Annotated in this window: 21 protein-coding genes; 12 read left to right on the top strand and 9 right to left on the bottom strand. The window is 73.9% G+C overall.

Annotated elements, in window-relative coordinates; translation table 11 throughout:
- The first annotated feature begins 3 nt into the window (after window positions 1-3).
- From ACFWPQ_RS16320 to hypA, 7 genes are all read left to right on the top strand, one after another.
- Window positions 4-1,098: a hydrogenase expression protein HypE gene (locus tag ACFWPQ_RS16320; protein WP_384034235.1), complete on the top strand. Its 1,095-nt coding sequence runs from the start codon at window positions 4-6 to the stop codon at window positions 1,096-1,098.
- A 59-nt stretch (window positions 1,099-1,157) separates the two neighbouring features.
- Window positions 1,158-2,948 (top strand): nickel-dependent hydrogenase large subunit, encoded by a 1,791-nt coding sequence (locus ACFWPQ_RS16315; protein WP_361287668.1) that lies wholly within the window; start codon window positions 1,158-1,160, stop codon window positions 2,946-2,948.
- Window positions 2,941-3,489, top strand: coding sequence for a NifU family protein (locus ACFWPQ_RS16310; protein ID WP_384034232.1), 549 nt, complete (start codon window positions 2,941-2,943; stop codon window positions 3,487-3,489). Before ACFWPQ_RS16315 ends, ACFWPQ_RS16310 begins: the two co-directional genes overlap by 8 nt.
- A complete protein-coding gene (locus ACFWPQ_RS16305; RefSeq protein ID WP_384034229.1) occupies window positions 3,486-4,106 on the top strand; it encodes a DUF5947 family protein in 621 nt (206 codons plus the stop codon). The genes ACFWPQ_RS16310 and ACFWPQ_RS16305 overlap by 4 nt, the downstream gene beginning before the upstream one ends.
- Before the next feature lie 61 nt (window positions 4,107-4,167).
- A complete protein-coding gene (locus ACFWPQ_RS16300) occupies window positions 4,168-4,374 on the top strand; it encodes a hypothetical protein (protein WP_093506980.1) in 207 nt (68 codons plus the stop codon).
- Window positions 4,375-4,409: 35 nt separating this feature from the next.
- A complete protein-coding gene (locus ACFWPQ_RS16295) occupies window positions 4,410-4,586 on the top strand; it encodes a hypothetical protein (RefSeq protein WP_384034226.1) in 177 nt (58 codons plus the stop codon).
- 7 nt (window positions 4,587-4,593) lie between these two features.
- The gene (gene hypA / locus ACFWPQ_RS16290; RefSeq protein ID WP_384034223.1) at window positions 4,594-4,932 is read left to right on the top strand and encodes a hydrogenase maturation nickel metallochaperone HypA; all 339 of its coding nucleotides are present in this window, start codon (window positions 4,594-4,596) and stop codon (window positions 4,930-4,932) included.
- Window positions 4,933-5,011: 79 nt separating this feature from the next.
- On the opposite strand, the gene hypE is transcribed toward hypA, so the two are convergent.
- The 7 genes from hypE to ACFWPQ_RS16255 form a co-directional block, all read right to left on the bottom strand.
- Complete coding sequence (gene hypE / locus ACFWPQ_RS16285) at window positions 5,012-6,001, bottom strand: hydrogenase expression/formation protein HypE (protein WP_384034407.1); 990 nt, start codon at window positions 5,999-6,001, stop codon at window positions 5,012-5,014.
- Between the two features lie 67 nt (window positions 6,002-6,068).
- Window positions 6,069-7,196, bottom strand: a complete 1,128-nt coding sequence (hypD, locus tag ACFWPQ_RS16280; protein WP_384034220.1) for a hydrogenase formation protein HypD — start codon at window positions 7,194-7,196, stop codon at window positions 6,069-6,071.
- Entirely contained in the window at window positions 7,193-7,495 is a 303-nt protein-coding gene (locus ACFWPQ_RS16275; RefSeq protein WP_384034217.1) for a HypC/HybG/HupF family hydrogenase formation chaperone, read from the bottom strand. Before ACFWPQ_RS16275 ends, hypD begins: the two co-directional genes overlap by 4 nt.
- Window positions 7,496-7,498: 3 nt before the next feature.
- Window positions 7,499-9,916, bottom strand: a complete 2,418-nt coding sequence (gene hypF, locus ACFWPQ_RS16270; RefSeq protein ID WP_384034214.1) for a carbamoyltransferase HypF — start codon at window positions 9,914-9,916, stop codon at window positions 7,499-7,501.
- A complete protein-coding gene (gene hypB, locus ACFWPQ_RS16265) occupies window positions 9,913-10,635 on the bottom strand; it encodes a hydrogenase nickel incorporation protein HypB (protein WP_384034212.1) in 723 nt (240 codons plus the stop codon). The genes hypF and hypB overlap by 4 nt, the downstream gene beginning before the upstream one ends.
- A 210-nt stretch (window positions 10,636-10,845) precedes the next feature.
- Entirely contained in the window at window positions 10,846-11,481 is a 636-nt protein-coding gene (locus ACFWPQ_RS16260; protein WP_384034404.1) for a hydrogenase maturation protease, read from the bottom strand.
- 5 nt (window positions 11,482-11,486) lie between these two features.
- Window positions 11,487-13,157: an enoyl-CoA hydratase-related protein gene (locus ACFWPQ_RS16255; RefSeq protein WP_384034209.1), complete on the bottom strand. Its 1,671-nt coding sequence runs from the start codon at window positions 13,155-13,157 to the stop codon at window positions 11,487-11,489.
- Between the two features lie 467 nt (window positions 13,158-13,624).
- On the opposite strand from ACFWPQ_RS16255, the gene ACFWPQ_RS16250 reads away from it, so the two are divergent.
- The 4 genes from ACFWPQ_RS16250 (at window position 13,625) to ACFWPQ_RS16235 (ending at window position 16,402) form a co-directional block, all read left to right on the top strand.
- Window positions 13,625-13,954, top strand: a complete 330-nt coding sequence (locus ACFWPQ_RS16250; RefSeq protein ID WP_384034206.1) for a hypothetical protein — start codon at window positions 13,625-13,627, stop codon at window positions 13,952-13,954.
- Between the two features lie 107 nt (window positions 13,955-14,061).
- Window positions 14,062-14,796: a nuclear transport factor 2 family protein gene (locus ACFWPQ_RS16245; protein WP_384034203.1), complete on the top strand. Its 735-nt coding sequence runs from the start codon at window positions 14,062-14,064 to the stop codon at window positions 14,794-14,796.
- A complete protein-coding gene (locus ACFWPQ_RS16240; RefSeq protein WP_384034200.1) occupies window positions 14,793-15,137 on the top strand; it encodes a YciI family protein in 345 nt (114 codons plus the stop codon). Before ACFWPQ_RS16245 ends, ACFWPQ_RS16240 begins: the two co-directional genes overlap by 4 nt.
- Window positions 15,134-16,402 (top strand): RNA polymerase sigma factor, encoded by a 1,269-nt coding sequence (locus ACFWPQ_RS16235; RefSeq protein ID WP_384034197.1) that lies wholly within the window; start codon window positions 15,134-15,136, stop codon window positions 16,400-16,402. Before ACFWPQ_RS16240 ends, ACFWPQ_RS16235 begins: the two co-directional genes overlap by 4 nt.
- A 67-nt stretch (window positions 16,403-16,469) precedes the next feature.
- Here the strand turns inward: ACFWPQ_RS16235 and ACFWPQ_RS16230 are convergent, their stop codons facing one another.
- Both ACFWPQ_RS16230 and ACFWPQ_RS16225 read right to left on the bottom strand, forming a co-directional pair.
- Window positions 16,470-17,393: a pyridoxamine 5'-phosphate oxidase family protein gene (locus ACFWPQ_RS16230; RefSeq protein ID WP_384034194.1), complete on the bottom strand. Its 924-nt coding sequence runs from the start codon at window positions 17,391-17,393 to the stop codon at window positions 16,470-16,472.
- Window positions 17,394-17,396: 3 nt separating this feature from the next.
- Entirely contained in the window at window positions 17,397-18,089 is a 693-nt protein-coding gene (locus ACFWPQ_RS16225) for a hemerythrin domain-containing protein (protein WP_384034191.1), read from the bottom strand.
- A gap of 178 nt (window positions 18,090-18,267) precedes the next feature.
- Here ACFWPQ_RS16225 and ACFWPQ_RS16220 point away from each other — a divergent pair, with 178 nt between their 5' ends.
- Entirely contained in the window at window positions 18,268-21,591 is a 3,324-nt protein-coding gene (locus tag ACFWPQ_RS16220) for a BTAD domain-containing putative transcriptional regulator (RefSeq protein ID WP_384034188.1), read from the top strand.
- Window positions 21,592-21,606 lie beyond the last annotated feature (15 nt).

Raw genomic sequence — 21,606 nt, 5'->3', positions numbered from 1 at the left:
CGTATGAGCACCAGCAAGAACGGCACCGCGGCCGTCGCCGCCGAACCCGGCCGAGCCGACGGCGAACACCACGGGTTCGAGCAGATCACCATCCTCTGGATCTCCGAGGGCATGAGCTGCGACGGCGACACCGTCTCCGTGACGGCCGCCGACCAGCCCTCCATCGAGGACCTGGTCCTGGGCCTGATCCCGGGGATGCCGAAGGTCAACCTGGTCAACAAGGTGCTCTCGCCGAGCCTCGGCGGCGAGGACTTCCTCGCGCCGTACCGGGCGGCCGCGCGGGGCGAACTGGAACCGTTCATCCTCGTCATCGAGGGCTCCATCCCGAACCAGAACATCATCGAGGGCGACGGCTACTGGACGTCCTTCGGCAACGACCCGGAGACCGGCCAGCCGCAGACCATCAACGACTGGATCGACGAACTGGCACCCCGGGCCTGGGCGGTGGTGGCCGTCGGCACCTGCGCCGCCTTCGGCGGCATCCACGCGATGGCCGGCAACCCGACCGGCGCCATGGGCCTCGCGGACTACCTCGGCTGGGACTACAAATCGCAGGGCGGGCTGCCGGTGGTGAACATCCCGGGCTGCCCGGTCCAGCCGGAGAACTTCATGGAGACCCTGGTCTGGGTGCTCTACCACGCCGCCGGCACCGCTCCCCCGCCTCCGCTGGACCACATGCTGCGGCCGCAGTGGCTGTTCGGGCGCACCGTCCACGAGGGCTGCGACCGCGCGGCCTACTACGAGCAGGCGACCTTCGCGGCGGACTACAACTCGCCCAAGTGCCTGGTCAAGACGGGCTGCTGGGGTCCGGTCGTGAACTGCAACGTGCCCAAGCGGGGCTGGATGGCCGGCATCGGCGGCTGTCCGAACGTCGGCGGCATCTGCATCGGCTGCACCATGCCGGGCTTCCCGGACGCATTCATGCCGTTCATGGACGAGCCGCCCGGCGGCACCCTCTCCTCGCTCGCGATCAAGCCGTACGGGGCGGTCATCCGCAGGCTGCGCGGCTTCACCAACGAACTGGTCAACCACGAACCCAAGTGGCGCCACAACAAGCGCAAGCTCACCAGCGGCTACGCCCCGCGCTGGCGCCCCTGACACACCTCACCCCCACCCCCACCGACCGACTCCCCCCACAGCAAAGGTCAGCGACGCCGATGACAACAGAGGCCCGGCAGAAAGGGCGCAAGCCCGCGCAGATCGTGGACATGTCCTGGGATCCGATCACCCGGATCATCGGAAACCTGGGCATCTACACGAAGATCGACTTCGCCAACAAGGAGGTGGTGGAGTGTCACAGCACCTCCTCCCTCTTCCGCGGCTACTCCGTCTTCATGAAGGGGAAGGACCCCCGCGACGCCGGGTTCATCACCTCCCGCATCTGCGGCATCTGCGGCGACAACCACACCACGTGCTCCGACTACGCCCAGCAGATGGCGTACGGCGTGAAGCCGCCGCCGCTGGCCGAGCACATCGTCAACCTCGGCGAAGCGGCCGAGTACATGTTCGACCACACGATCTTCCAGGACAACCTGGTCTTCGTGGACTTCTGCGAGCAGATGGTCAAGGCCACCAACCCGAGCGTCCTGGCCCGCGCGCAGAAGACCAACGCACCGCGCGGTGACATCCACGGCTACCGGACCATCGCGGACATCATGAAGGCCTTCAACCCCTTCGAGGGCGAGGTCTACAAGGAGGCCCTGAAGGTCTCCCGGACCACCCGCGAGATGTTCTGCCTGATGGAGGGCCGCCATGTGCACCCCTCCACGCTGTATCCGGGCGGTGTCGGCACCATGCCGTCGCCGACCGCGTTCACCGACTACCTCAGCCGGCTGATGCACGTCATCGACTTCGTCAAGAAGGCCGTCGCCATGAACGACGACGTCTTCGACTTCTTCTACGAGGCGCTGCCCGGCTACGAGGAGGTCGGCAAGCGCCGCATCCTGCTCGGCTGCTGGGGCGCCTGGCAGGACCCGAAGGTGGTCGACTACAAGTACGAGAACATGAACCGCTGGGGCAAGGCGATGTACGTCACCCCCGGCATCGTGGTCGACGGCGAACTGGTCACCAACAACCTGGTCGACATCAACCTGGGCCTGAGGATCATGCTGGGTTCCTCGTTCTACGAGGACTGGGTCAACGAGGACCCGTTCGTCACCCACGACCCGCTCGGCAACCCCGTCGACATGCGCCACCCGTGGAACCAGACCACCCTCCCGGTGCCGCAGAAGCGGGACTTCGAGGGCAACTACAGCTGGGTGATGAGCCCGCGCTGGTTCGACCAGCGCACCGGCGACCACCTGGCCCTGGACACCGGCGGCGGCCCGCTGGCCCGGCTCTGGTCGACCGCGCTGAGCGGCATCGTCGACACGCCGTACATCAAGGCCACCGGCACCAGCGTGCGGATCTCGCTGCCCAAGGGGGCGAGCCTGCCGGAGACCACGCTGGAGTGGAAGATCCCGAAGTGGTCCAACACCCTCGAACGGGACCGCGCCCGGCCGTACTTCGTCGCCTACGCGGCCGCCATGGCCCTGCAGTTCCTGGACGAGGCGATGGGTCTGGTCAGGTCCGGCGACACCAAGGTGTTCGAGGACTTCGAGGTGCCGGACGAGGCGATCGGCTGCGGCTTCCACGAGGCCGTGCGCGGGGTCCTCTCGCACCACCTGGTGATCAAGGACAAGAAGATCGCCAACTACCACCCGTACCCGCCGACCCCGTGGAACGCCAGCCCGCGCGACAAGTTCGGCACCCCGGGCCCGTACGAGGACGCCGTCATGGGCCAGCCGATCTTCGAGGAGAACGGCCCGGACGACTTCAAGGGCGTCGACATCATGCGCACGGTCCGCAGCTTCGACCCCTGTCTGCCGTGCGGTGTCCACATGTACACGGGCAAGGGCAAGACGCTGAGCGTCACGCACTCGCCGGTGTACGGGGCGAACCATGGCTGACGCCGGACGGCTCGACGGCCCGGCGGTCGAGGCCCGGCTGGCCCGGCTCGACGCGCTGCTGGAGAGCCTGGAATCCGCTCCGGGGCCGACCGGCGGCTCGGCCGTCGAGGCGGTACGGCTGCTTACCGAGGTCTACGGCGAGGCACTCGCCCGCGTCCTCGACCACGCGGACGCCGAGGCCGTCCGGCAGCTCGCCGACGACGAGCTCCTCGACCACCTCCTGGTCCTGCACGACATCCACCCCGACCCGCCCGAGCACCGGGCCGCCCGCGCGGTCGAGCGGCTGCGCCCCGCCGTCCAGGAGCGCGGCGGCGACGTCGAGTGGGCCGGGGTGGAGGGCGAGGTGGGCCGGGTACGGCTGGCCACGGGCGGCGGTTGCGGCTCGGGGTGCGGCGGAGGTACCACGGAGGTGACCGACGCCGTCCGGGAGGCGGTGCTCGCCGCGGCCCCCGAGCTGGCCGACGTGCAGCCGGTGCCCGAGGCCCCGGCGCCCGCCTTCGTCCCCCTGGCCTCCCTGCGCCGGCCGCAGGAGGCCCGGTGACCACCCGGACACCCGCAGGCGGAGCCCTGGCCCGCCTCATCCGTTCCTCGGCCGACCGGCAGCCGGCGGCCGGGTCGGAGGTGTGCGACCTGTGCGCCGAGCCGCTGGCCGGGGAGCATCCGCATCTGTACGACACCGGGCAGGCCGAGGTCCGCTGTGCCTGCCGTGCCTGCTCGGTGCTGTTCGCCGACACCCGGCAGGGCACCGGCGGCGAGGGCGGGCAGTTCCGGCTGATCCCCACCCGCCGGGTCCGCCTCCCGAAGGTCGACACCGCGGCCCTCGGGGTCCCGGTCGGCCTGGTCTTCTTCGTGCCGCGCGCCGACGGCTCGGTCACCGCCGAGGGGCCGAGCCCGGCGGGGGCCATGCGCTGGGAGGTGGCGGCGGCGGCCTGGCAGCGCGCGGTCGCCGGCTGCCCTCCCCTCGCCGGCATGACCCCCGACGTCGAGGCCCTGCTGGTCAACACCGTGCACGGCCTGGACCACCACTGGATCGTCCCGGTCGACGACTGCTTCCGCATGCTCGCCGTGGTCCGCCGGGAGTGGCGCGGCCTGTCCGGCGGCGGCCGGATGTGGCCGGCCGTGGAGCGTTTCTTCGAGGAGCTCACCGAGCGGCCCTGAGACAGGCGCCCGTGCGAGGCGAGCGGCTTCGAGGAACGGCAACACAGGAAGGAGCAACCCCATGGGCAGCATCCGAGTCGGCCGGGCCCAGGCCCGGCCCGACACACCGTCCCACGTGCCCGGCATGCACCAGGGCAACAGGGGTCCGTACACGAAGCAGACAGGACACCACCCGGACGGCACCGCCGACGCGCGGCGCTCGACCAACATCCACTGGAAGCGGCACGACGTACTGCTGGACGTGATGCCGAACATCCCGCCCGGATGACACAGAGCGACCCAGAGCGACAGGGAGTTCCCCGTATGAAGATGCAACGCAAGAGAACCGGAACGGCGGCCCAGCGCGTGCTGACCGCCGAGGTCGCCGTGGTGGGCGCGCTGTTCCTGGCGCTGTTCGTCACCGAGATCCCCGCCCTGATGCGCGAGATGAAGATCTGGCGGATCGTCGGCGGGCCGCGCGCCGGTCACCGGTATCCGTGAGCCGGACGTGCACGAACTGTCGATCGCGACCGCGATCGTCGAGCAGGCCGACGAGTGGGCCCGGGCGGACGGCGCGGAGAACGTCTCCGCGGTGACCGTCCGGGTCGGCGAACTGTCCGGGGTCGTCCCCGACGCCCTGGACTTCGCCTTCGAGATGGCCCGCGACGGCACCGCCCTCGCCGGCGCCCGGCTCGTGGTCGAGCAGGTGACCGCGCGGGCCTGGTGCGAGCCGTGCGCCGAGGAGTTCGCGGTGGGAATGCCGCCGTTCTTCTGGTGCCCGCACTGCGACCGTCCCTCCACCGAGCTGCGCAGCGGCCGGGAACTGGAGATCACCGCGGTCGAATGACCCCGCCGGTGCCCGGGACGACTCGGGGCACGGGCGGGGTCATCGCCCTGTCGTCAACAGACGTCGTCGACGGACACCGTCAGCAGATGCGCGGCAGTTGCTCCCCGAGCGGAAGGTCGACGACCCGGGTGCCGCCCAGTCCCGTCGCCACCACCACCATGCCGGGGTGCTCGGTCACGCACTGGCCGATGACCGCCGCGCCCGCCCCCTGCGGATGGGCGTGCATCGCGGCGAGGACGGCCTCGGCCTCCGTCGGCGGGACGAAGGCGACGAGCCGCCCCTCGTTGGCGACGTACAGCGGGTCCAGCCCGAGGAAACCGCAGGCGTTGGCGACCGCCTCCGGTACCGGGACGGCGCGCTCGGCGAGCCGTACCCCGGTCCCCGAGGCGCGGGCGATCTCGTTGAGCGAGGCGGCCAGGCCGCCGCGGGTCGGGTCGCGCAGGACGTGGATGTCGGGGGTGACGTCCAGCATGGTCGCGACCAGGTCGGCCAGCGGCGCGGTGTCGCTGGCGATCTCGACGCCGAACTCCAGCCCCTCTCGCACGCTGAGCACGGCGACGCCGTGCAGGCCGATCGGCCCGCTGACGATGACGGCGTCGCCGGGCCGGGCCCGCTGCGGCCGGATGTCGACGCGCTCGGGGACCAGGCCGACGCCGGCGGTGGTGACGTACACCCCGTCCCCGTGGCCGCTCTCGACCACCTTGGTGTCGCCGGTGGCGATGGTGACACCGGCCGTCTCGGCGGCCGCGCCCATGGCGCGCGCGATGCGTTCGACGACGGTCAGCTCGACGCCCTCCTCCAGGACGAAGGCGGCGGAGAGGTAGGCGGGCCGGGCACCGCTCATCGCCAGGTCGTTGACGGTGCCGTTGACGGCCAGGTCGCCGAGGCAGCCGCCGGGGAAGAACAGCGGGCGCACGACGTAGGAGTCGGTGGAGAGGGCCAGTCTGGCGCCGCCGAGGTGGAGGACGGCGGAGTCGGTCATCTGGGCGAGGAGGGCGTTGCCGTAGGCGGGGGCGAAGACCTGCTCGATCAGTTCGGCGGAGAGGGCGCCGCCGCCGCCGTGGCCCATGACCACGACCGGCTGGTCGCGGATCGGCGCCGGGCAGCTCCAGTTCGCGGGGTCGACGACGGTCTGCTCAGCCAACGGGGTTCATCTCCTCGCGCGGGAGCGCCGGTTCGGACATCCGGCGGTACAGGTAGTAGGCGGCGCAGGCGCCCTCGCTGGAGACCATGGTGGCGCCGAGCGGGGTGCGTGGGGTGCAGGTGGTGCCGAAGGCCGCGCAGTCGGTGGGTTTGATGAGTCCTTGGAGGACTTCGCCTGCTCGGCACTCGGCTGGTTCCTCGGTGCGGATGCCGGTGACGTCGAAGCGGTGCTCGGCGTCGAAGTCGCGGTAGGCCTCGCTCAGCCGCCAGCCGCTGCCGGGGATGCGGCCGATGCCGCGCCAGTTCCGGTCGGTGACCTCGAAGACCTCCTCGATCATGCGGATCGCGGCCGGGTTGCCGTCGGCACGCACGGCACGGGCGTAGGCGTTCTCCACCCGGTGCTCGCCGCGCTCCAACTGCCCGACCGTGCGGCGGATGCCCTCCAGGATGTCGAGCGGTTCGAAGCCGGTGACGACGACGGGGACCCGGTGCCGTTCGGCGAGTTCGGGGTACTCGGCCATGCCCATCACGCTGCACACGTGCCCGGCGGCCAGGAAGCCCTGCACCCGGCAGGCGGGGGCGGTCATGATCGCCTCGATCGCCGGGGGGACCCGGACATGGGAGACCAGGAGGGTGAAGTTGGCCAGGCCGAGGCGCTTGGCCTGGTGGACGGCCATGGCGTTGGCGGGGGCGGTGGTCTCGAAGCCGATGGCGAAGAACACCACCTGCCTGTCCGGGTGGCGCCGGGCCAGCTGGAGCGCGTCGAGCGGTGAGTAGACCACGCGGACGTCTCCGCCCGCGCCCTTGACCCGGAACAGGTCCCGGTCGGTGCCGGGGACACGGAGCATGTCGCCGAACGAGCAGAAGATCACGTCGGGGCGGGCGGCGATCTCCAGCGCCTTGTCGATGCACTCCAGCGGGGTGACACAGACCGGGCAGCCCGGCCCGTGGATCAACTCGACCTCCTCTGGGAGGAGTTGGTCGATGCCGTGCCGGATGATCGAGTGGGTCTGGCCGCCGCACACCTCCATCAGGGCCCAGGGCCGGGTGACGGTGGCCCGGATCTCGTCCAGCAGCCGGCGCGCCAGCTGCGGGTCGTTGAACTCGTCGAGGTACTTCACCGGGCCTCGCTCCCCTCGGACTCGGCCTCGGACTGCCGGGCAGCCTGCTGCCAGGCGTCGCCGAACTCCTCCTCCAGGAGCCCCAGTTCCTCGAAGAGCTTGAGGGAGGCCAGGGCCGACTCCTCGTCAAGTCGCTGCAGGGCGAAGCCCACATGGACGATGACGTACTCGCCGACCTCGACGTCCGAGACGTACTCCAGGCACGCCTGCTTCTGCACGCCGCCGAAGTCGATCAGGCCGGTGAGCGGATCGGCGGCGCGGTCGATGCTCACGACTCTGCCGGGCACTGCCAAACACATGGGTCACTCCGTCTCGTCGCTGACTGCCCTACGTCGGTCGTCATCGGGTCGTCGTCGGGTCGTCGTCGGGTCGCTGTCCGGTCGCTGTCGGTCGCTGTCCGGTCGTCGTCCGTGGGCCGCGACCATCAGTTGCCCGAGGGCCAGTCCGCCGTCGTTCGGCGGGACTTCGCCGTGCCGCAGGACCGTGAATCCGGCGCCGCGCAGCAGGTCCGTGCTCGCGTCCTCGAGGAGGGCGTTGGCGAACACGCCTCCGGTGAGGGCGACGGTGGTCAGTCCGGTGGCCCGGCGTGCGCCGTGGCAGAGGTCCAGGACGGCCCGGGCGACCCCGCGGTGGAAGCGGGCCGCGATCACCGGCACCGGGGTGCCGCGCCGCAGGTCGGCGATGATCGCGCGCAGCGCGGGGGCCGGGTCGAAGCGGTCGCCGAAGAGGTATCCGGCCGTCTCCTCGCCCCAGGCCGCGCAGGCCTGGGCCTCCAGTTCCAGGGCGGCCTGGGCCTCGTACCCGGCACGGTGGCACACGCCCGCGAGGGAGGACACGGCGTCGAAGAGGCGCCCCATGCTGGAGGTGGCCACGCAGCCGACCTGGTTCGGCAACTGCCTTGCCAGCAGCCGGAGTTCCTCGCGGGTGCAGGCGGCGACACTGGGCAGGTCGGGGTCCCAGGGCAGTCCGGCCGCCCACAGCCTGGCCAGTGCGGTGCGGCACGGGTTGGCGACGCCCGCGTCGCCGCCGGGCAGCGGGGCCGGGGCGAGGTGGGCGAGGCGCCGGTAGCCGGTGTAGTCGGCGACGAGCAACTCGCCGCCCCAGACGGTGGCGTCGTCGCCGTAGCCGGTGCCGTCGAAGGCGACGCCGATGACGGGTGTGGTGCCGTCGAGGCCTGCCTCGGCCATGGCCGAGGCGATGTGGGCGTGGTGGTGCTGGACGAACACCGGCTTGCCCAGGGCGAGTCGGGTGGCCCGGCGGCGGGCCCAGGCGGCCGAGTGGTAGCCCGGGTGACGGTCGGCGGCGACGAGTTCGGGGCGGACCCCGGTCAGCCGGTACACGTGCCGTTCCGCCCGGACGGCCGCCTCCAGGGTGGCCAGGTCGCCCATGTCGCCGATGTGCGGCCCGAACCAGGCCAGGTCGCCCTCGCCGACGCACAGCGCGTTCTTGAGGTCGCCGCCCACCGCCAGCGCGGGCCGCACCGGGACCGGCAGGCGCAGCGGGCGCGGCGCGTAGCCGCGGGAGCGGCGCAGGACCTGCTCGGTGCCGTCGGCGCGGACCCGCAGCAGGGAGTCGTCGCACGGCGAGGCGATGGGCCGGTCGTGGGCCAGCCAGGCGTCGGCCAGTCCGAACAGCCGGGTCTGCGCCTCGTCGTCGTCCGTGACGATCGGCTCGCCCGAGCGGTTGCCGCTGGTCATGACCAGGACGCGGGGGCCGGGCGGGTCGCCGGGGAGCCCGAGGAGGAGGGTGTGGACGGGGGTGTAGGGCAGCAGCACGCCGAGGTGCGGGCTGCCGGGGCAGACGCCGGGCGCGAGCCGGGCGGCGGGGCGGGGGCGGAGCAGGACGATGGGGCGCCGGGGGCTGGTGAGCGCGGCCCGCTCGGCCGTCCCGATCTCGGCGATCCGTTCCGCCTCGCCGAGGTCCGCGCACATCACCGCGAACGGCTTGTCGCCCCGTGCCTTGCGGGCGCGCAGGGTGTCGACGGCCCGGGCGTCGGAGGCGTCGCAGGCCAGGTGGTAACCGCCGATGCCCTTCACGGCGACGATCCGCCCGGCGGCGAGAAGCTCTCGTGCCCGTGAGAGGGCGTCACCATCGCGAGCGGCTCGCACTCCGCTGCCCGCGGCCGGCACCAGCCGCAGCCGGGGACCGCACTGCCGGCAGGCCACGGGCTGGGCGTGGAAGCGCCGGTCGGCCGGGGCGTCGTACTCGTCGGCGCAGCCGGGGCACATCGGGAAGCCGGACATGGTGGTGACCGCGCGGTCGTACGGCATGCCGGTGGCGATGGTGAAGCGGGGCCCGCAGTGGGTGCAGGTGATGAAGGGGTGGCGGTGCCGGCGGTCGGCCGGATCGGCCAGCTCGCGCAGGCACTCGGGGCAGGTGGCGGTGTCGGGCGGGAGGAGGGTGCGGCCCGGGGCCGACTGCTCGGTGGCGCGGATGGTGAAGCCGGGGTCCGCCCCGGTGACCGGCACCTCCTCGACGCGCACGGCGGTGACGGTGGCCAGTGGTGGCGGCTCGCCGGCCAGCCGCTCGCAGAACCGTGCGACGCCGGCCGCCGCCCCCTCGACCTCGATGAGCACCCCGCTCGCCGTGTTGCCGACGAACCCGGTGAGCGCGAGTTCGGCGGCCAGGCGGTGGACGTACGGGCGGAAGCCCACGCCCTGTACGGTCCCGCGCACCGTGATGCGCCGGCGGACGGCAGCCGTCGTGGCGGGCGCCGTCACGAGGCGGTCGGGGCATGGACGTGACCGTGCGGGTGCGGGGCGAGCGGCGGCGTGTGCACGGGGGCGCCGTCCCGTGCGGCGAGCACCCGGTCGAGGACCGTGTCGACGCCCTCACCGGTGCGGGCGCAGGAGCGGACGATCTCCACCCCGGGGTTGACCCGCCGCACGTGCTCGGCGAAGGCGTTCTCGTCGAAGCCGGCCGGCCCCGCGAGGTCGGTCTTGGTCAGCACGACCAGGTGCGCGGAGCCGAAGGCGGTGGGGTACTTCGAGGGCTTGTCCTCGCCCTCGGTCACCGCCATGAGCACGATCCGCAGGTGCTCGCCGAGGTCGTAGGAGGCCGGGCAGACCAGGTTGCCGACGTTCTCCACGAACAGCAGCGCGGTCTCCGGCGGCAGCCAGCCCTCCAGGTGGCCGCGGACCTGCCGGGCCTCCAGGTGGCACAGCCCGTCGGTGAGCAGCTGCTTGACCGGCGCTCCCGAGCGGGCCAGGCGTCGCGCGTCGTTCTCGGTGGCGAGGTCGGCGGTGAAGGCGGCGACGGGGACGCCCCGCTCCCCCGCGCGGGCCAGCACCCGGCCGAGCAGTTCGGTCTTGCCGCTGCCGGGGCTGGAGAGCAGGTTCACCACGCTCACCCCGCGCGCCGCCAGTTCGCTGCGCAGGCTCGCGGCCAGGCCGTCGTTCCTGGCCAGGACAGCCCGGGTGACCTCCTCCGACTGACACATGAAGACTCCGCTCCTCAATCGCCGGGCTCGGGACGGAGCTGCGGAGCGGGTGGGTCCGCGTCCTGGTCCGCCGAGCGCTTCGCTGGTGGTGCCGTTCGTTTGCCGCGGGCCGGTGGGGGCTGGTCGTGCCCACGCGGCGGTAGCCGCACATCGGCTCGGCCCCGCGCCCCTGCCGGGGCACGGTTCCGCAGCCGACTGCACCAGGTCCGCTCAGCGATCCTCCGCGCCGGTGGCGGCCGTCGGCGGGCGACCGGCCGCGGCGGGGGCCGTGGATTCCTCCGGGCGGTCCAACGCGGGCGTGACCAGGGGATCGGCCAGCAACGCCGGGACCAGGGTGTGCAAGGCCGCGACAGCCTGCTCGACGGCGTCCCGGACGGGTGCGCTGAGCCCGGGCGCGATGTCCTCGTCGCCGAGCGGCAGCTTCCCGGGCTCGCAGGCGAGCACGAGGACGCGGGGCAGGGCCTCCTCGCCCAGGTGGGCGGCGAGGGCGAGCACCTTCGCCGGATCCATGCCGTGCGCCTCGGGCGGGGCCGCCGCGCGGCCGTCGGGGAGTTCGGGTTCGACGAGGGACAGCGTGCCCGGGCGTTCGCCACGTGCGGCCGCGTCCACGAGCAGGACCACCGACCAGCCGTCGAGCAGCGTGTAGGCCAGGTCCATGCCCCGGATGCCGAAGTCCCGGACCCGCACCCCGGGTGGCAGCGGACGCTCCTCCAGGGCGCGGATCACCTCCGGGCCGAACGCGTCGTCGCCGAGGAAGATGTTGCCCACGCCCGCAACCAGCAGCCGCGCGCCCTCCACCGGCAGCCGCGTGCCCTCCACCGGCAGCCGTGCGCCCTCCACCGGCAGCCGCGTCACCGGGCACCGCCCGGGACCTTGCGGACGAAGTCGGAGCGCAGCGCGTGGTAGGCGGCGCCCGGGTCGAAGAACACGGCGTGCATCCGGGCGAGTTCGTCCCGCCGGTACTCGGCGAGCGGCCGTTCCTCCTCGTCGGCCCGGCGCGCCGCGGCCTTGGCGGCGATCCGGCGGTCGAGATCCGGAGCGCCCGCGAGCTCGGCGGCCAGTCGCCCGACCTCGGCGGTGAACCCCTGCGCGGGGACCCGTACCAGCCGGTCGACGAGCCCGGTCCCGGCGGCCGTCGCGGCACTCACCGGCCGGGCCTCCTCCGTCAGCCGCCGGGCGGTCTCCGCGCCGGCGCGGCGCGGCAGCGAGTACGTCCAGAACTCCGAGCCGTACAGGCCCATCCGCCGGTAGTGCGGGTTGAGGACGGCGCCGGCCCTGCACCAGACCTCGTCGGCGGCGAGGGCGAGCATGGCGCCGCCGGCCGCCGCGTTCCCGCCGAGCGCGGCCACGACGAGCCGGTCGGTGGTCCGCAGCACGGCCTCGACCAGGTCGTCCATGGCGTCGAGGTTGGTCCGGGACTCCTCGGCGGGGTCCGGGGCGGCCTCGATGACGTTGAGATGGATGCCGTTGGAGAAGAAGTCGCGCCGGCCGCCGAGCACCAGGACCCGGGAGGGCCGGGCGAGGGCGTACCGGTAGGCGGCGAGCAGGCGCCGGCAGTGGTCGGTGCTCATCGCGCCGCCGGGGAAGGAGAAGGTGACGAGGCCGACGTCGCCGTGCTGCCGGTAGCGGATGTCGGTCCAGGTGCGGCGGTCCGCGGGCAGTTCGAGCGGGACGGGGCTCTCGGGGAGGGCCGGGCCGGCGAGGACGTCGGTGGCGGGGCGGCGGAAGGGTGCCGGGTCGCCGGAGCTCTTGCGGGGGCGCAGTTCGGGGATCCAGACGGCGCCGTCGCGGGTGGCCCGGCAGACCGCGCCCGCCCGGGTCGCAAGCAGCTCACCGGGTTCGCCGCGCAGTCGGTCCTCGGGGTGACCGCCGTGCAGGAACACCTCCCGGCCGAGGAGTTCGTCCAGCACCCCGGGCTGCGAGTCGGCTCCGCGCAGTTTGCGCAGCACCGTCGCGGTGTCGTCGGCCGTCCAGTCGATCCGCCGCCGCTCCTGCCGGAAGACGTCCCGCCAGACGACCTGACCGTGGATGGCGGGGTCGCTCTGCGGTCGCGGTTTGTACGCGCCGTCCGCGTACCGGCGTACGGCGCGGTGGACGGCGGTGAGGGCGGCGTCGGCGGCCTCGTTGCGGTAGAGGTCGCTCTTGCCGACCGGCGGCACCGGGAACGGCTCGCTCGCCCAGACCGCGCCCGCGTCCATGGCCGCCTCGGCCTGCAGCACGGTCACCCCCCACCGGTCGGCACCGTCGGCGACGGCCCAGTCGAGGGACGAGGGGCCCCGGTCGCCGAGCGGTCCCGGATGGACGATCAGGCAGGTGTGCCGCTGCCAGACGTCCTCGGGGAGTGCCGTCTTCAGCATCGGCGCGATGATCAGCTCCGGGCGCCGGTCCCGTACGGCGCGGCGGACGGCGTCGGGGCCGTGGCCGGCGAGGACGACGCCCACCCGGTGGCCGAGGTCGGACAGTTCGGCGTAGACCCGCTGGGACAGGCTGTTGAACGCGCTTGCGACGAGCAGAATGTCCATGGTGCGGCATATTTGCCGCTTCAGCGGCTCCCGGAAAGGACCCGTGCGGCGTTTCGCCGACCGTCCTGCGCCGGACCACCCGCCCCCGCCCGTTCCGGGCGACCTGCCCCCGCCCGGAACGCCCACTCCATCCGGGGCTCCATCACCCACCGGAAGACCCGGCGTACCGGCGGTGTGCACAGCAGGGTCACCACCACGGCGGCGACGAGGTCAGCAGCCAGACAAGTCAGCTGCCACACGAACAGGGCCGCCAGGGACCAGGTCAGGTCAGGTCAGGTCAGGTCAGGTCAGGTCAGGTCACGATCGCCAGGTACTTCGCGTTGTCGAAGCAGGCGTCACGGCGTATGGCGGGTGTGCGGTCCGCGGCCTGCGCGGGCATGTCGAGCGCGGAAACGCGATCCGTCCGGTGCGCCGGGCACGAAGATGGTTCCGCCCGTGTCGACCGATGCCTGTTGGGAGCGTGCCGCGTGACGTCGTCGGACCGTGTCTCCGCACGATTCGTGGAACTGCTGGACACCCGTCCGGAGACCCTGCGGGAAGCCGCGGAGGACTTCGGTCACCTGGTGAGCGCTCCGCCGCTGGGCGCGCTGGGCGTGCTGCGGCCCCGGTCGGCGAAGGAGGTCGGGTACGCGCGGGCGAAGGGCGCGATCGCCTACCCGGTCAACGCGCTGCCGATGTCCCCCGCGGACCGGCGGGAGCACCACGGCAGCCGGTGGAGCACCCTGGCCGAGGCCAGGGGCGTCCACGACCCGCACGGCATCCTGGGCCGGGGAAACGGCCTGCGGGAACCGTCGTGAGGCGGGAGCGGACGGGAACGTCGGCATCCGGTTCCGCGGGTGTGTCGATTCCGGCCGGCTCCGTTCGTCGGTGGGGTGCAGGAAGCTCTTGAGGTCCGGGAGGAACCATGAAGTACATGTTGCTGGTCTGCGGCGACGACACCGCCGACGCGTCCGGGATGGCGCCGGTCGAACCCTGGGTGGAGGAGCACGGCGTCCGGCGCGGGACCCGGTTGTACGGCCACCGGCTGCAACTGCCGGACCAGGCCGTCACGGTGCGGGTGCGGGACGGGGAGGTGCTGCGGACCGACGGGCCGTTCGCGGAGACGAAGGAGTACGTGGCCGGGTTCGACGTCGTCGACTGCGACAGCCTGGCGGAGGCCGTGCGGATCGCCGCCGGGCACCCGGTGGCCACCATCGGGGCCATGGAGGTGCGCCCGTTCTGGGACGAGGGGCTCATGGAGGACGCCGGGACGGCCGTCCGCCGGATCGACGCCGAGCTGACGGCGGCCGCCCGCGACCGGGACGTCGACCGGATGGCGGCCTGCTACGCACCCGACGTGGAGGTCTTCGGGCCCGCCGGTGCGGAGGCGCAGTCGGGGATCGGCGCGCTGCGCAAGGCGGTGGAGGCGTGGTTCGCGACGCTGCGCGGGCCCGTGCACCGCGAGGTGCTGGAACTCCGCGTGCGTCCCGGGGAGGGCAGCACCTTCAGCCACGCCCTCGTCCGGCTCCACGGCACCCGGGTGACCGGGGAGCCCCTGGACCAGGTGGTGCGGGTGACCACCGGCTACCGGGACACCGGTTTCAGCTGGGTGATCGCCCATGAACACGTCTCGGTGCCCCTGGAGGCGAAGCCGTCGTGAAGTACGTCCTGTTCGTCTGCACGCCCGTGGGCGGCGGTGAGGAGCTCGGCCCCGCCGAGCTCGCCGAGGACCCGCGCCTCGCCTCGTACCTCCACGAGGTCCGTGCCCGGGACGTCGTCAGGGGCGGTGCCCGGCTGCGGTCCGGCTCCGACGCGACCACCGTGCGCGTCCAGGGCGACGAAGTGCTGCTGAGCGACGGGCCGTTCGCCGAGACGAAGGAGTACATCGCGGGCTTCGACGTCGTCGAGGTCGCCGACCTCGACGAGGCGATCGCGCTGGCCGCACGGCACCCCGCGGCGCTCGCCGGCGGCTCGGTAGAGGTCCGGCCGGTCTGGGAGTGAGCACCACGGAGGAGGTCGAGGAGGCCGTCGCCGCCGCCTTCCGCGCGGAGTGGGCCCAGGTCGTCGCCACCCTGATCCGGGTGACCGGCGACTGGGACCTCGCCGAGGAGTGCGCGCAGGACGCCTTCGCCCAGGCGCTGGAGCGGTGGCGGCGCGACGGCGTGCCGGGCCGCCCCGGCGCCTGGCTGACCACGACCGCCCGCAACCGCGCCCTGGACGTGCTGCGCAGGGAGGCGGTGGGGGCCCGGAAGCTGCGGGAGGCGGCGGTGCCGGCACGGGACGAGGGGCCGTACGACCCGTACGACCCCTTCGGCGAGGACGACGGCAGCGGGGTGGCGGACGACCGGCTGCGGCTGGTCTTCACCTGCTGCCACCCGGCGTTGCCCATCGAGGCGCGGGTCGCACTGACGCTGCGCACCATCGCCGGGCTGACCACGCCCGAGATCGCGCGCGCCTTCCTCGTCCCGGAGGCGACGATGGCGCAGCGTCTGGTGCGGGCCAAACGGAAGATCCGCAACGCCGGCATCCCGTACCGGGTGCCGCCCGCACATCTGCTGCCCGAACGCATCACGGGCGTCCTCGGCGTGCTCTACCTGCTGTTCAACGAGGGGTACGCGGCCACGGCCGGTGCCGACCTGCTCCGGACCGGCCTGTGCGCCGAGGCGATCCGGCTGGCCCGGCTGCTCGCCGGGCTGATGCCCGACGAACCGGAGGTCGTCGGGCTGCTCGCGCTTCTGCTGCTGCACGACGCCCGCCGGGACACCCGGGTGGACGCGGCCGGTGACCTGGTGACCCTGGAGGACCAGGACCGCACCGCCTGGGACCGCGCCGAGATCGACGAGGGCACCGCGCTCCTGGACGGCGCGCTGCGCCGCGGCCGCCCCGGCCCGTACCAGATCCAGGCCGCCATCGCGGCCTGTCACACCACCGCGCCGACCGCCGCCGACACCGACTGGGCCGACATCGCCGGCCTCTACGGCGAACTCCAGCGGTACGTCCCCTCGGCCGTGGTCCGGCTGAACCGCGCGGTCGCCGTGGGCATGGCCGAGGGCGGGGAGGCGGGGCTCGCCCTGGTGGCGGAGCTGGAGGCGGAGGACGACCTGGCCGGCTATCACCTGCTGCCCGCGACCCGCGCCGACCTGCTGCGCCGCCTGGGGCGCACCCGGGAGGCGGCCCGGTCGTACGAGCGGGCACTGGAGTTGGCGGAGAACGCGGCGGAGCGCAGGTTCCTGGAGAAGCGGCTCGCGCAGTGCCGGTCGGCGTAGGCGGCGGGGGGAGCCATGACATCTCCGGGCCGTCCCGACGGAGACGGCCCGGAGCAGTGCACCGGGATCAGGTACCGACGCCTCGCCGCGCCTCCTGTGCCAGCGTCCTGAACTCGGACCACTGCACCCGTGGCCGGGGCAGGCCGCGCCGGTGCAGGTAGCGGTCGGTGGCCCGCTTCGTGGTGCGGAGCACGCTCACCGCGTCGCTCACCCGGCCCGATCCCATCGGCTCCACCACCTTGGCGGGGACCAGCACAAGCCCGGATCCGCTCTCGCGCAGTTCGCCGCGCACGAGCGCGTTGTGCATGTGGTTGAGGCGCTCGTCGTGCCGGTGCACCAGCAGGGCGGCGGGGCCCGGAACGGCCGGGCAGTCGGCCGGGGCATCCACGGCGAACCCCTCGCCGGTGGGCACCGGCCGGGTCCGGGCCAGCACCGGCGCCCCGGTGGCGTCGCGCGCGGCGAGCACCGCCGTCGGGAAACGGGCGAGCTGCGCGGAGCCGACCAGGTCACCGGCCGCCGCAACGGGCGCGTCGGACGCGGGCAGCGGCGACCGTACGACGACCTGGTCGGGGGTCACGGTGATCAGCAGCCGCAGGTAGTACCAGTCCATCATCAGCCGCATCGGTGCCGTGACGTACGACCTGCTGTGCGGCTGCCGTTCGAACAGCATCCGCCAGTAGTCCTCGGCGCCCTGCGGCCCGGTCATGATCTCGTCGGGGCAGTCGGCACGGCCGCCGACGAATATCTGCGGGGCCTTCTCCAGGCCGCTGCCGGTGGGGTCGGAGAAGAGCAGGGCGACGCGGCCGTCCCGGCGGATGTTCAGTGCCTTCTGCGCGAACGCGAGGGAGGTGCTGAGCAGCAGCGTTCCGTCCGGGCGGCGCCGCACGGCCGTCGGCCAGGCGAGCGGGGTGCCGTCCCGGCCCAGGGTGGCGAACTCGCAGGTCCGGTAGGCGTCCAGGACGTCGAGCGGGGCGGTGTCGAGGAGGGCCATGGTCTACTCTCCGTCCAGCGGGGCGCGCATGGTCCGGCAGTAGGCAGCGTACTGGCGGCGGCCGACGACCTGCCAGAGCAGGCGGCCGAGCAGCGGGGCCTTGCCCAGGAAGAAGGCGCTCTCCTCGGGGGTGGCCTCCTCCAGGATCGCGCCGAGGGCCAGCAGGCGTTTGTTCTTCGGGAGCCCTTCCAGGCCGCGCTGCCCGACCAGTTCCCATTCCGGGACGGTCAGATGCTCGGCGATCAGCGGCAGCACCGAGCGCTCCTCCTCGTCGAGGTGCTCCAGGAGCGCGGTCCGGTGCGCGTCCAGCGCCAGCGCCAACTCCTCGCCGGTGATGCGGTCTCCGGCCCGCTCCCACAGGGGCAGCCACTCGGTGACCGCCGCCAGGGTGCGGTCGATCGCCTCGTGCTGCTCCGCCATCCGCGCCACCAGCGCCTCGTCGTGCGCGGCTCTGGCCCGCAGCAGCGGCCAGATCAGCTCGTCCTCGGCGTGGTGATGGTGGTGCAGGCCGAGGGTGTAGTCGCGCAGGGCGGCGGCGACCTGTGCCGCACGGGCCGGGTCGCCGTCGGGCACGGCGCGTACCAGCCGGGGCAGCAGCGCCGACTCGCGGCGGAAGACCCGGTGGACCACGACCATTTCATGGGTGTGAGGACGCTCCGCGGTGGCGGAGGCGCCGTTACTGCTGTTGAGGGACACGCTTTCCTGCTCCAACGATCCGATGTGCACGTCAGCGGCCGACCGTTTCCCACCCCTCTTGGCGTCCGCTTGGCGATCGGCTTGGCGGCGGGTCGGCGGCCGGCCAGGCGGCCCCGTCCAGTGCGCGTTCAACGTCTGTTGACAGGATCGACGCAGCGCTCGGGTAGATTCCCGCGCCGTGCTGTGTTTGCGAGTCCTGGGTCCGCTGGGTGCCGAAGTCGCCGGGACACCCGTCGAGTTGGGTGCTCCGCGGCAGCGTGCTGTGCTGGCGCTGCTGATCGCCGCCCGCGGCGGTGTCGTACCGGTCGACCGGATGACGGACGCCCTGTGGCGGGGGGAGCCGCCGGCCAAGGCCGCCGTGTCGCTGCACGCCTATCTGTCCAACCTGCGCCGGACGCTGGAACCGGGGCGGCCGCCACGGGCCCCGGCCACCGTCCTGGTCACCGCGGCGCCCGGATACGCCCTGCGGCTGGCCGGGGACGCGGTGGACGCCTGGCGGTTCGAGACCTGGGTCGGCCGTGCCCGCACCGCCCCGCCCGAGGAGGCCCGGCGGCTGCTCGCCGAGGCGCTGGGCTGGTGGCAGGGACCGGCCTTCGCCGAGCACGCGGACGAGGAGTGGGCCGGCGTCGAGGTGGCCCGGCTGGCCGGGCTGCGCGCGGAGGCCCGGGAACTCGCCGTGGCCGCGGACCTGCGCACCGGCCGGGCGGCACAGGCCGCCGCCGACGCCGGGGCGCTCGTCCGGGACAGCCCGCTGCGCGAGGAGGGCTGGCGGCTGCTCGCCCTCGCCCACTGGGCCTGCAACCGGCGGGCCGACGCCCTCGCCGCGCTGCGCCGCGCCACCGACGTCCTGCGCGCCGAGCTCGGCTGCGATCCGGGGCCGGCCCTGCGGGAGCTGGAGCACGCCGTGCTCAACGGGCGGCTCGACGTGCTGCGTGCGGCGGTGCCCGAGCCCGCCGCCGAACTCTCCACGCGCACCGGGCGCGGTCTGTTCGTCGGCCGGGACCCGGAACTGCGGAGCCTGGACGGGGCCGCCCGGGCCGCTCGCCGGGCGGGCGGCCTCGTGCTGGTCACGGGTGCGGCCGGGGCGGGCAAGACCGCGTTCCTCGACCGGGCCGCCGCCCGGCTGCGGGAAGCGGGCTGGCGGGTGGTGATCGGGCGCTGCCCCGAGTACGAGGGCGCACCGCCCGCCTGGGCGTGGGTGGAGGCGCTCGGCGCGCTCGCCCGCGAGGTGCCCCCGGCCCGCCCGGAGGAGCTGGCGGTGCTGCTGCGGGAGCCGGAGAGCACGGCCGGCCCGGCCCAGGCCGAGGCCACCGCCGGCCGCTTCCGCATGCACCGCGCCTTCGCCGCCTGGCTGCGCGACGCGGCCTCCCGGGCACCCCTCGCCGTCCTGCTGGAGGACCTGCACCGGGCGGACGCCGAGACCCTCGCCCTGGTCGAGGCGGCGGCCGCCGTCACCGGGGTGCCTCTGCTCACCGTCGCCGGTTACCGGCCCACCGAGGTCGACGAGCACCTCCTCAAGACCCTCGCCCAGCTCGCCCCGGCCGCCCCGCACCGGATCGCGCTGGGCGGCCTGACCCCGGAGGACACCGCCACCCTCGTCGACGCCGTCTGCGGGGAGCCGGTGGATCCGGCGACCGTGGCGGCGCTGGCCGAGCGCACCGGCGGCAATCCGTTCTACGTGCTGGAGAGCGCCCGTCTCCTGGCCGACGAAGGCGCCCTGGTTGCGGTCTCCGAGGTCCCCCAGGGCGTGCGTGACGTACTGCGCCGGCGCCTGGCCCTGCTGCCCGCCGCCGCCCGGTCCGTCGTACAACTCACCGCCGTGCTGGGACTGGAGGCCGAGGTGGCGCTGCTCGTCGACGCCGCCGAGGCGGACGAGGAGCAGGTGCTGGAGGGCCTGGACGCGGCGCTGGCCGCCGGGCTGCTCGCCGAACCCGGGCCGGGCCGCGTCCGGTTCGTGCACGCCCTGGTCCGCGACACCGTCTACGCCGACCTGTCCGGCGCCCGCCGCTCCCGGCTGCACGCCGGCGTCGCGCGCCTCCTGCGCCACCACCACCCCGCCGAACTCGCGGCTCTGGCCCACCACTTCGCCCGTTCCGGCAGCGCGGCCGACGCGCCGCTCGCCGTCGACTACGCGCTGCGGGCCGCCGAGGCCGCCGAACGGCGCTACGCCCACGACGTCGCCGTCACCCTGATCCAGCAGGCGATCGACACCCATACCGCGACCACCGGCGACGACGCCCCGCCCGACCGGCTGATCGAGCTGCTGGTACGGCTGCTGGGCGCGCAGGTGCGGACCGGCGCCACGGACGCTGCCCGGCGCACCCGGCAGCGTGCGGTGGAACTCGCGGAACAGGCCGACCGGGGCGACCTGGTCGCGGCCGTGTACGGGGCGTGGACCGAGCCCGCGGCCTGGCGCAGCCGGCTCGAAGGACCGTACGACCGGACCGCGTTGGCCCGCCTGGAACGGCTGGCCGCCGATCCCGGCCTCGACGGCCCGACCCGGGCGCGGGTCCTGCAGGCCCTCGTCGACGCGGTCGCCGCCGAGGATCCGCCGCGGGCCCTGCAGGCGTCCCACGTCCAGCTGGCGCTCGCCCGTGCCGACGGCGAAGCCCCGCTGATGGCGGCCGCGTTGATGACCTCGGCGCGGTTGCTGCCGCACGAGACCCGGGCCGCCGCCCGATCGCAGCTCACCGCCGAACTGCGCGCCATCACCCACGCCCACGACCTGCCCGCCTATCGGTGGATCTGCGAGAACCTGGACTCGATGACCGCGGCCGCCCGCAACGACCCGGCGGCCGTGCAGCGGCACACCGCGGAGGGGCTGGTCCTCGCCCGCCGTTACCGCATGGTGTGGGCGCAGGGACTCAGCGCCGCGACCTCCGCGATGCTGGCCACCGTGGCCGGCCGCTTCGAGGCGGCGGAGACCGCTTACGCGGAGGCGGACACCCTGCTGCAGCAGGTGGGCGCCCATCACGCGACCGGGTTGCGCACGCTGGCGCTGATCACCATGCGGCTCGTCCAGGACCGGGTGGCCGAGATCGAACCGGTGGTCCGTGCCGTGTACGAGTCCGCGGGTGCCCCGGTCGCGGTGGCGCAGGCGCTGGTCCTGGCCCGGCTGGGCCGACTCGACGAGGCCCTGGCCGTACCCGTGTCCCCGGAGCCGCTGCAGGACCATCTCTACGGCCTGGAGCTCGACTTCCGCGCCCAGCTCGCCGTGCTCCACCGGGACCACGACTCGGCGGCCGCCCTGCTCGGGCACCTGCTCCCGCTGCGGGACCAGCTGGCGGGCGCGGCGGGCGCGGTGTACGCGAGCCGTCCGCTCGCGCACGCCCTCGCCGACCTGCACCGGCTCCTCGGCGAGGACCGGGCGGCGGCCGAGGGCTACGCGCTGGCCGAACGCACCGCGTACGCCTGGGGATCGGCCCACCTCGCGGCGGACGCCGGCCGGGCGGCGGCGGACCTGGCCGAGGCCAGGGCGCGCCGCCGCACCCTCGCGACCTGACCGCGCCGCCCGGGG

This window comes from Streptomyces sp. NPDC058464 (assembly GCF_042721035.1).
Classification (GTDB): Bacteria; Actinomycetota; Actinomycetes; order Streptomycetales; family Streptomycetaceae; genus Streptomyces.
The sequence above is the reverse complement of the archived record's forward strand: the minus strand, read 5'-3'. Positions and strand labels throughout refer to the sequence as shown.

Bases quoted from the DNA above. Each gene is read 5' to 3' on its own strand.
- ACFWPQ_RS16275 (WP_384034217.1), bottom strand. From the start codon at position 7,495: ATGTGTTTGGCAGTGCCCGGCAGAGTCGTGAGCATCGACCGCGCCGCC.
- ACFWPQ_RS16295 (WP_384034226.1), top strand. From the start codon at position 4,410: ATGAAGATGCAACGCAAGAGAACCGGAACGGCGGCCCAGCGCGTGCTG.
- ACFWPQ_RS16255 (WP_384034209.1), bottom strand. From the start codon at position 13,157: ATGGACATTCTGCTCGTCGCAAGCGCGTTCAACAGCCTGTCCCAGCGG.
- ACFWPQ_RS16320 (WP_384034235.1), top strand. From the start codon at position 4: ATGAGCACCAGCAAGAACGGCACCGCGGCCGTCGCCGCCGAACCCGGC.
- hypE (WP_384034407.1), bottom strand. From the start codon at position 6,001: ATGGGCCACGGCGGCGGCGGCGCCCTCTCCGCCGAACTGATCGAGCAG.
- ACFWPQ_RS16315 (WP_361287668.1), top strand. From the start codon at position 1,158: ATGACAACAGAGGCCCGGCAGAAAGGGCGCAAGCCCGCGCAGATCGTG.
- ACFWPQ_RS16245 (WP_384034203.1), top strand. From the start codon at position 14,062: ATGAAGTACATGTTGCTGGTCTGCGGCGACGACACCGCCGACGCGTCC.
- ACFWPQ_RS16230 (WP_384034194.1), bottom strand. From the start codon at position 17,393: ATGGCCCTCCTCGACACCGCCCCGCTCGACGTCCTGGACGCCTACCGG.
- hypB (WP_384034212.1), bottom strand. From the start codon at position 10,635: ATGTGTCAGTCGGAGGAGGTCACCCGGGCTGTCCTGGCCAGGAACGAC.
- ACFWPQ_RS16310 (WP_384034232.1), top strand. From the start codon at position 2,941: ATGGCTGACGCCGGACGGCTCGACGGCCCGGCGGTCGAGGCCCGGCTG.
- ACFWPQ_RS16300 (WP_093506980.1), top strand. From the start codon at position 4,168: ATGGGCAGCATCCGAGTCGGCCGGGCCCAGGCCCGGCCCGACACACCG.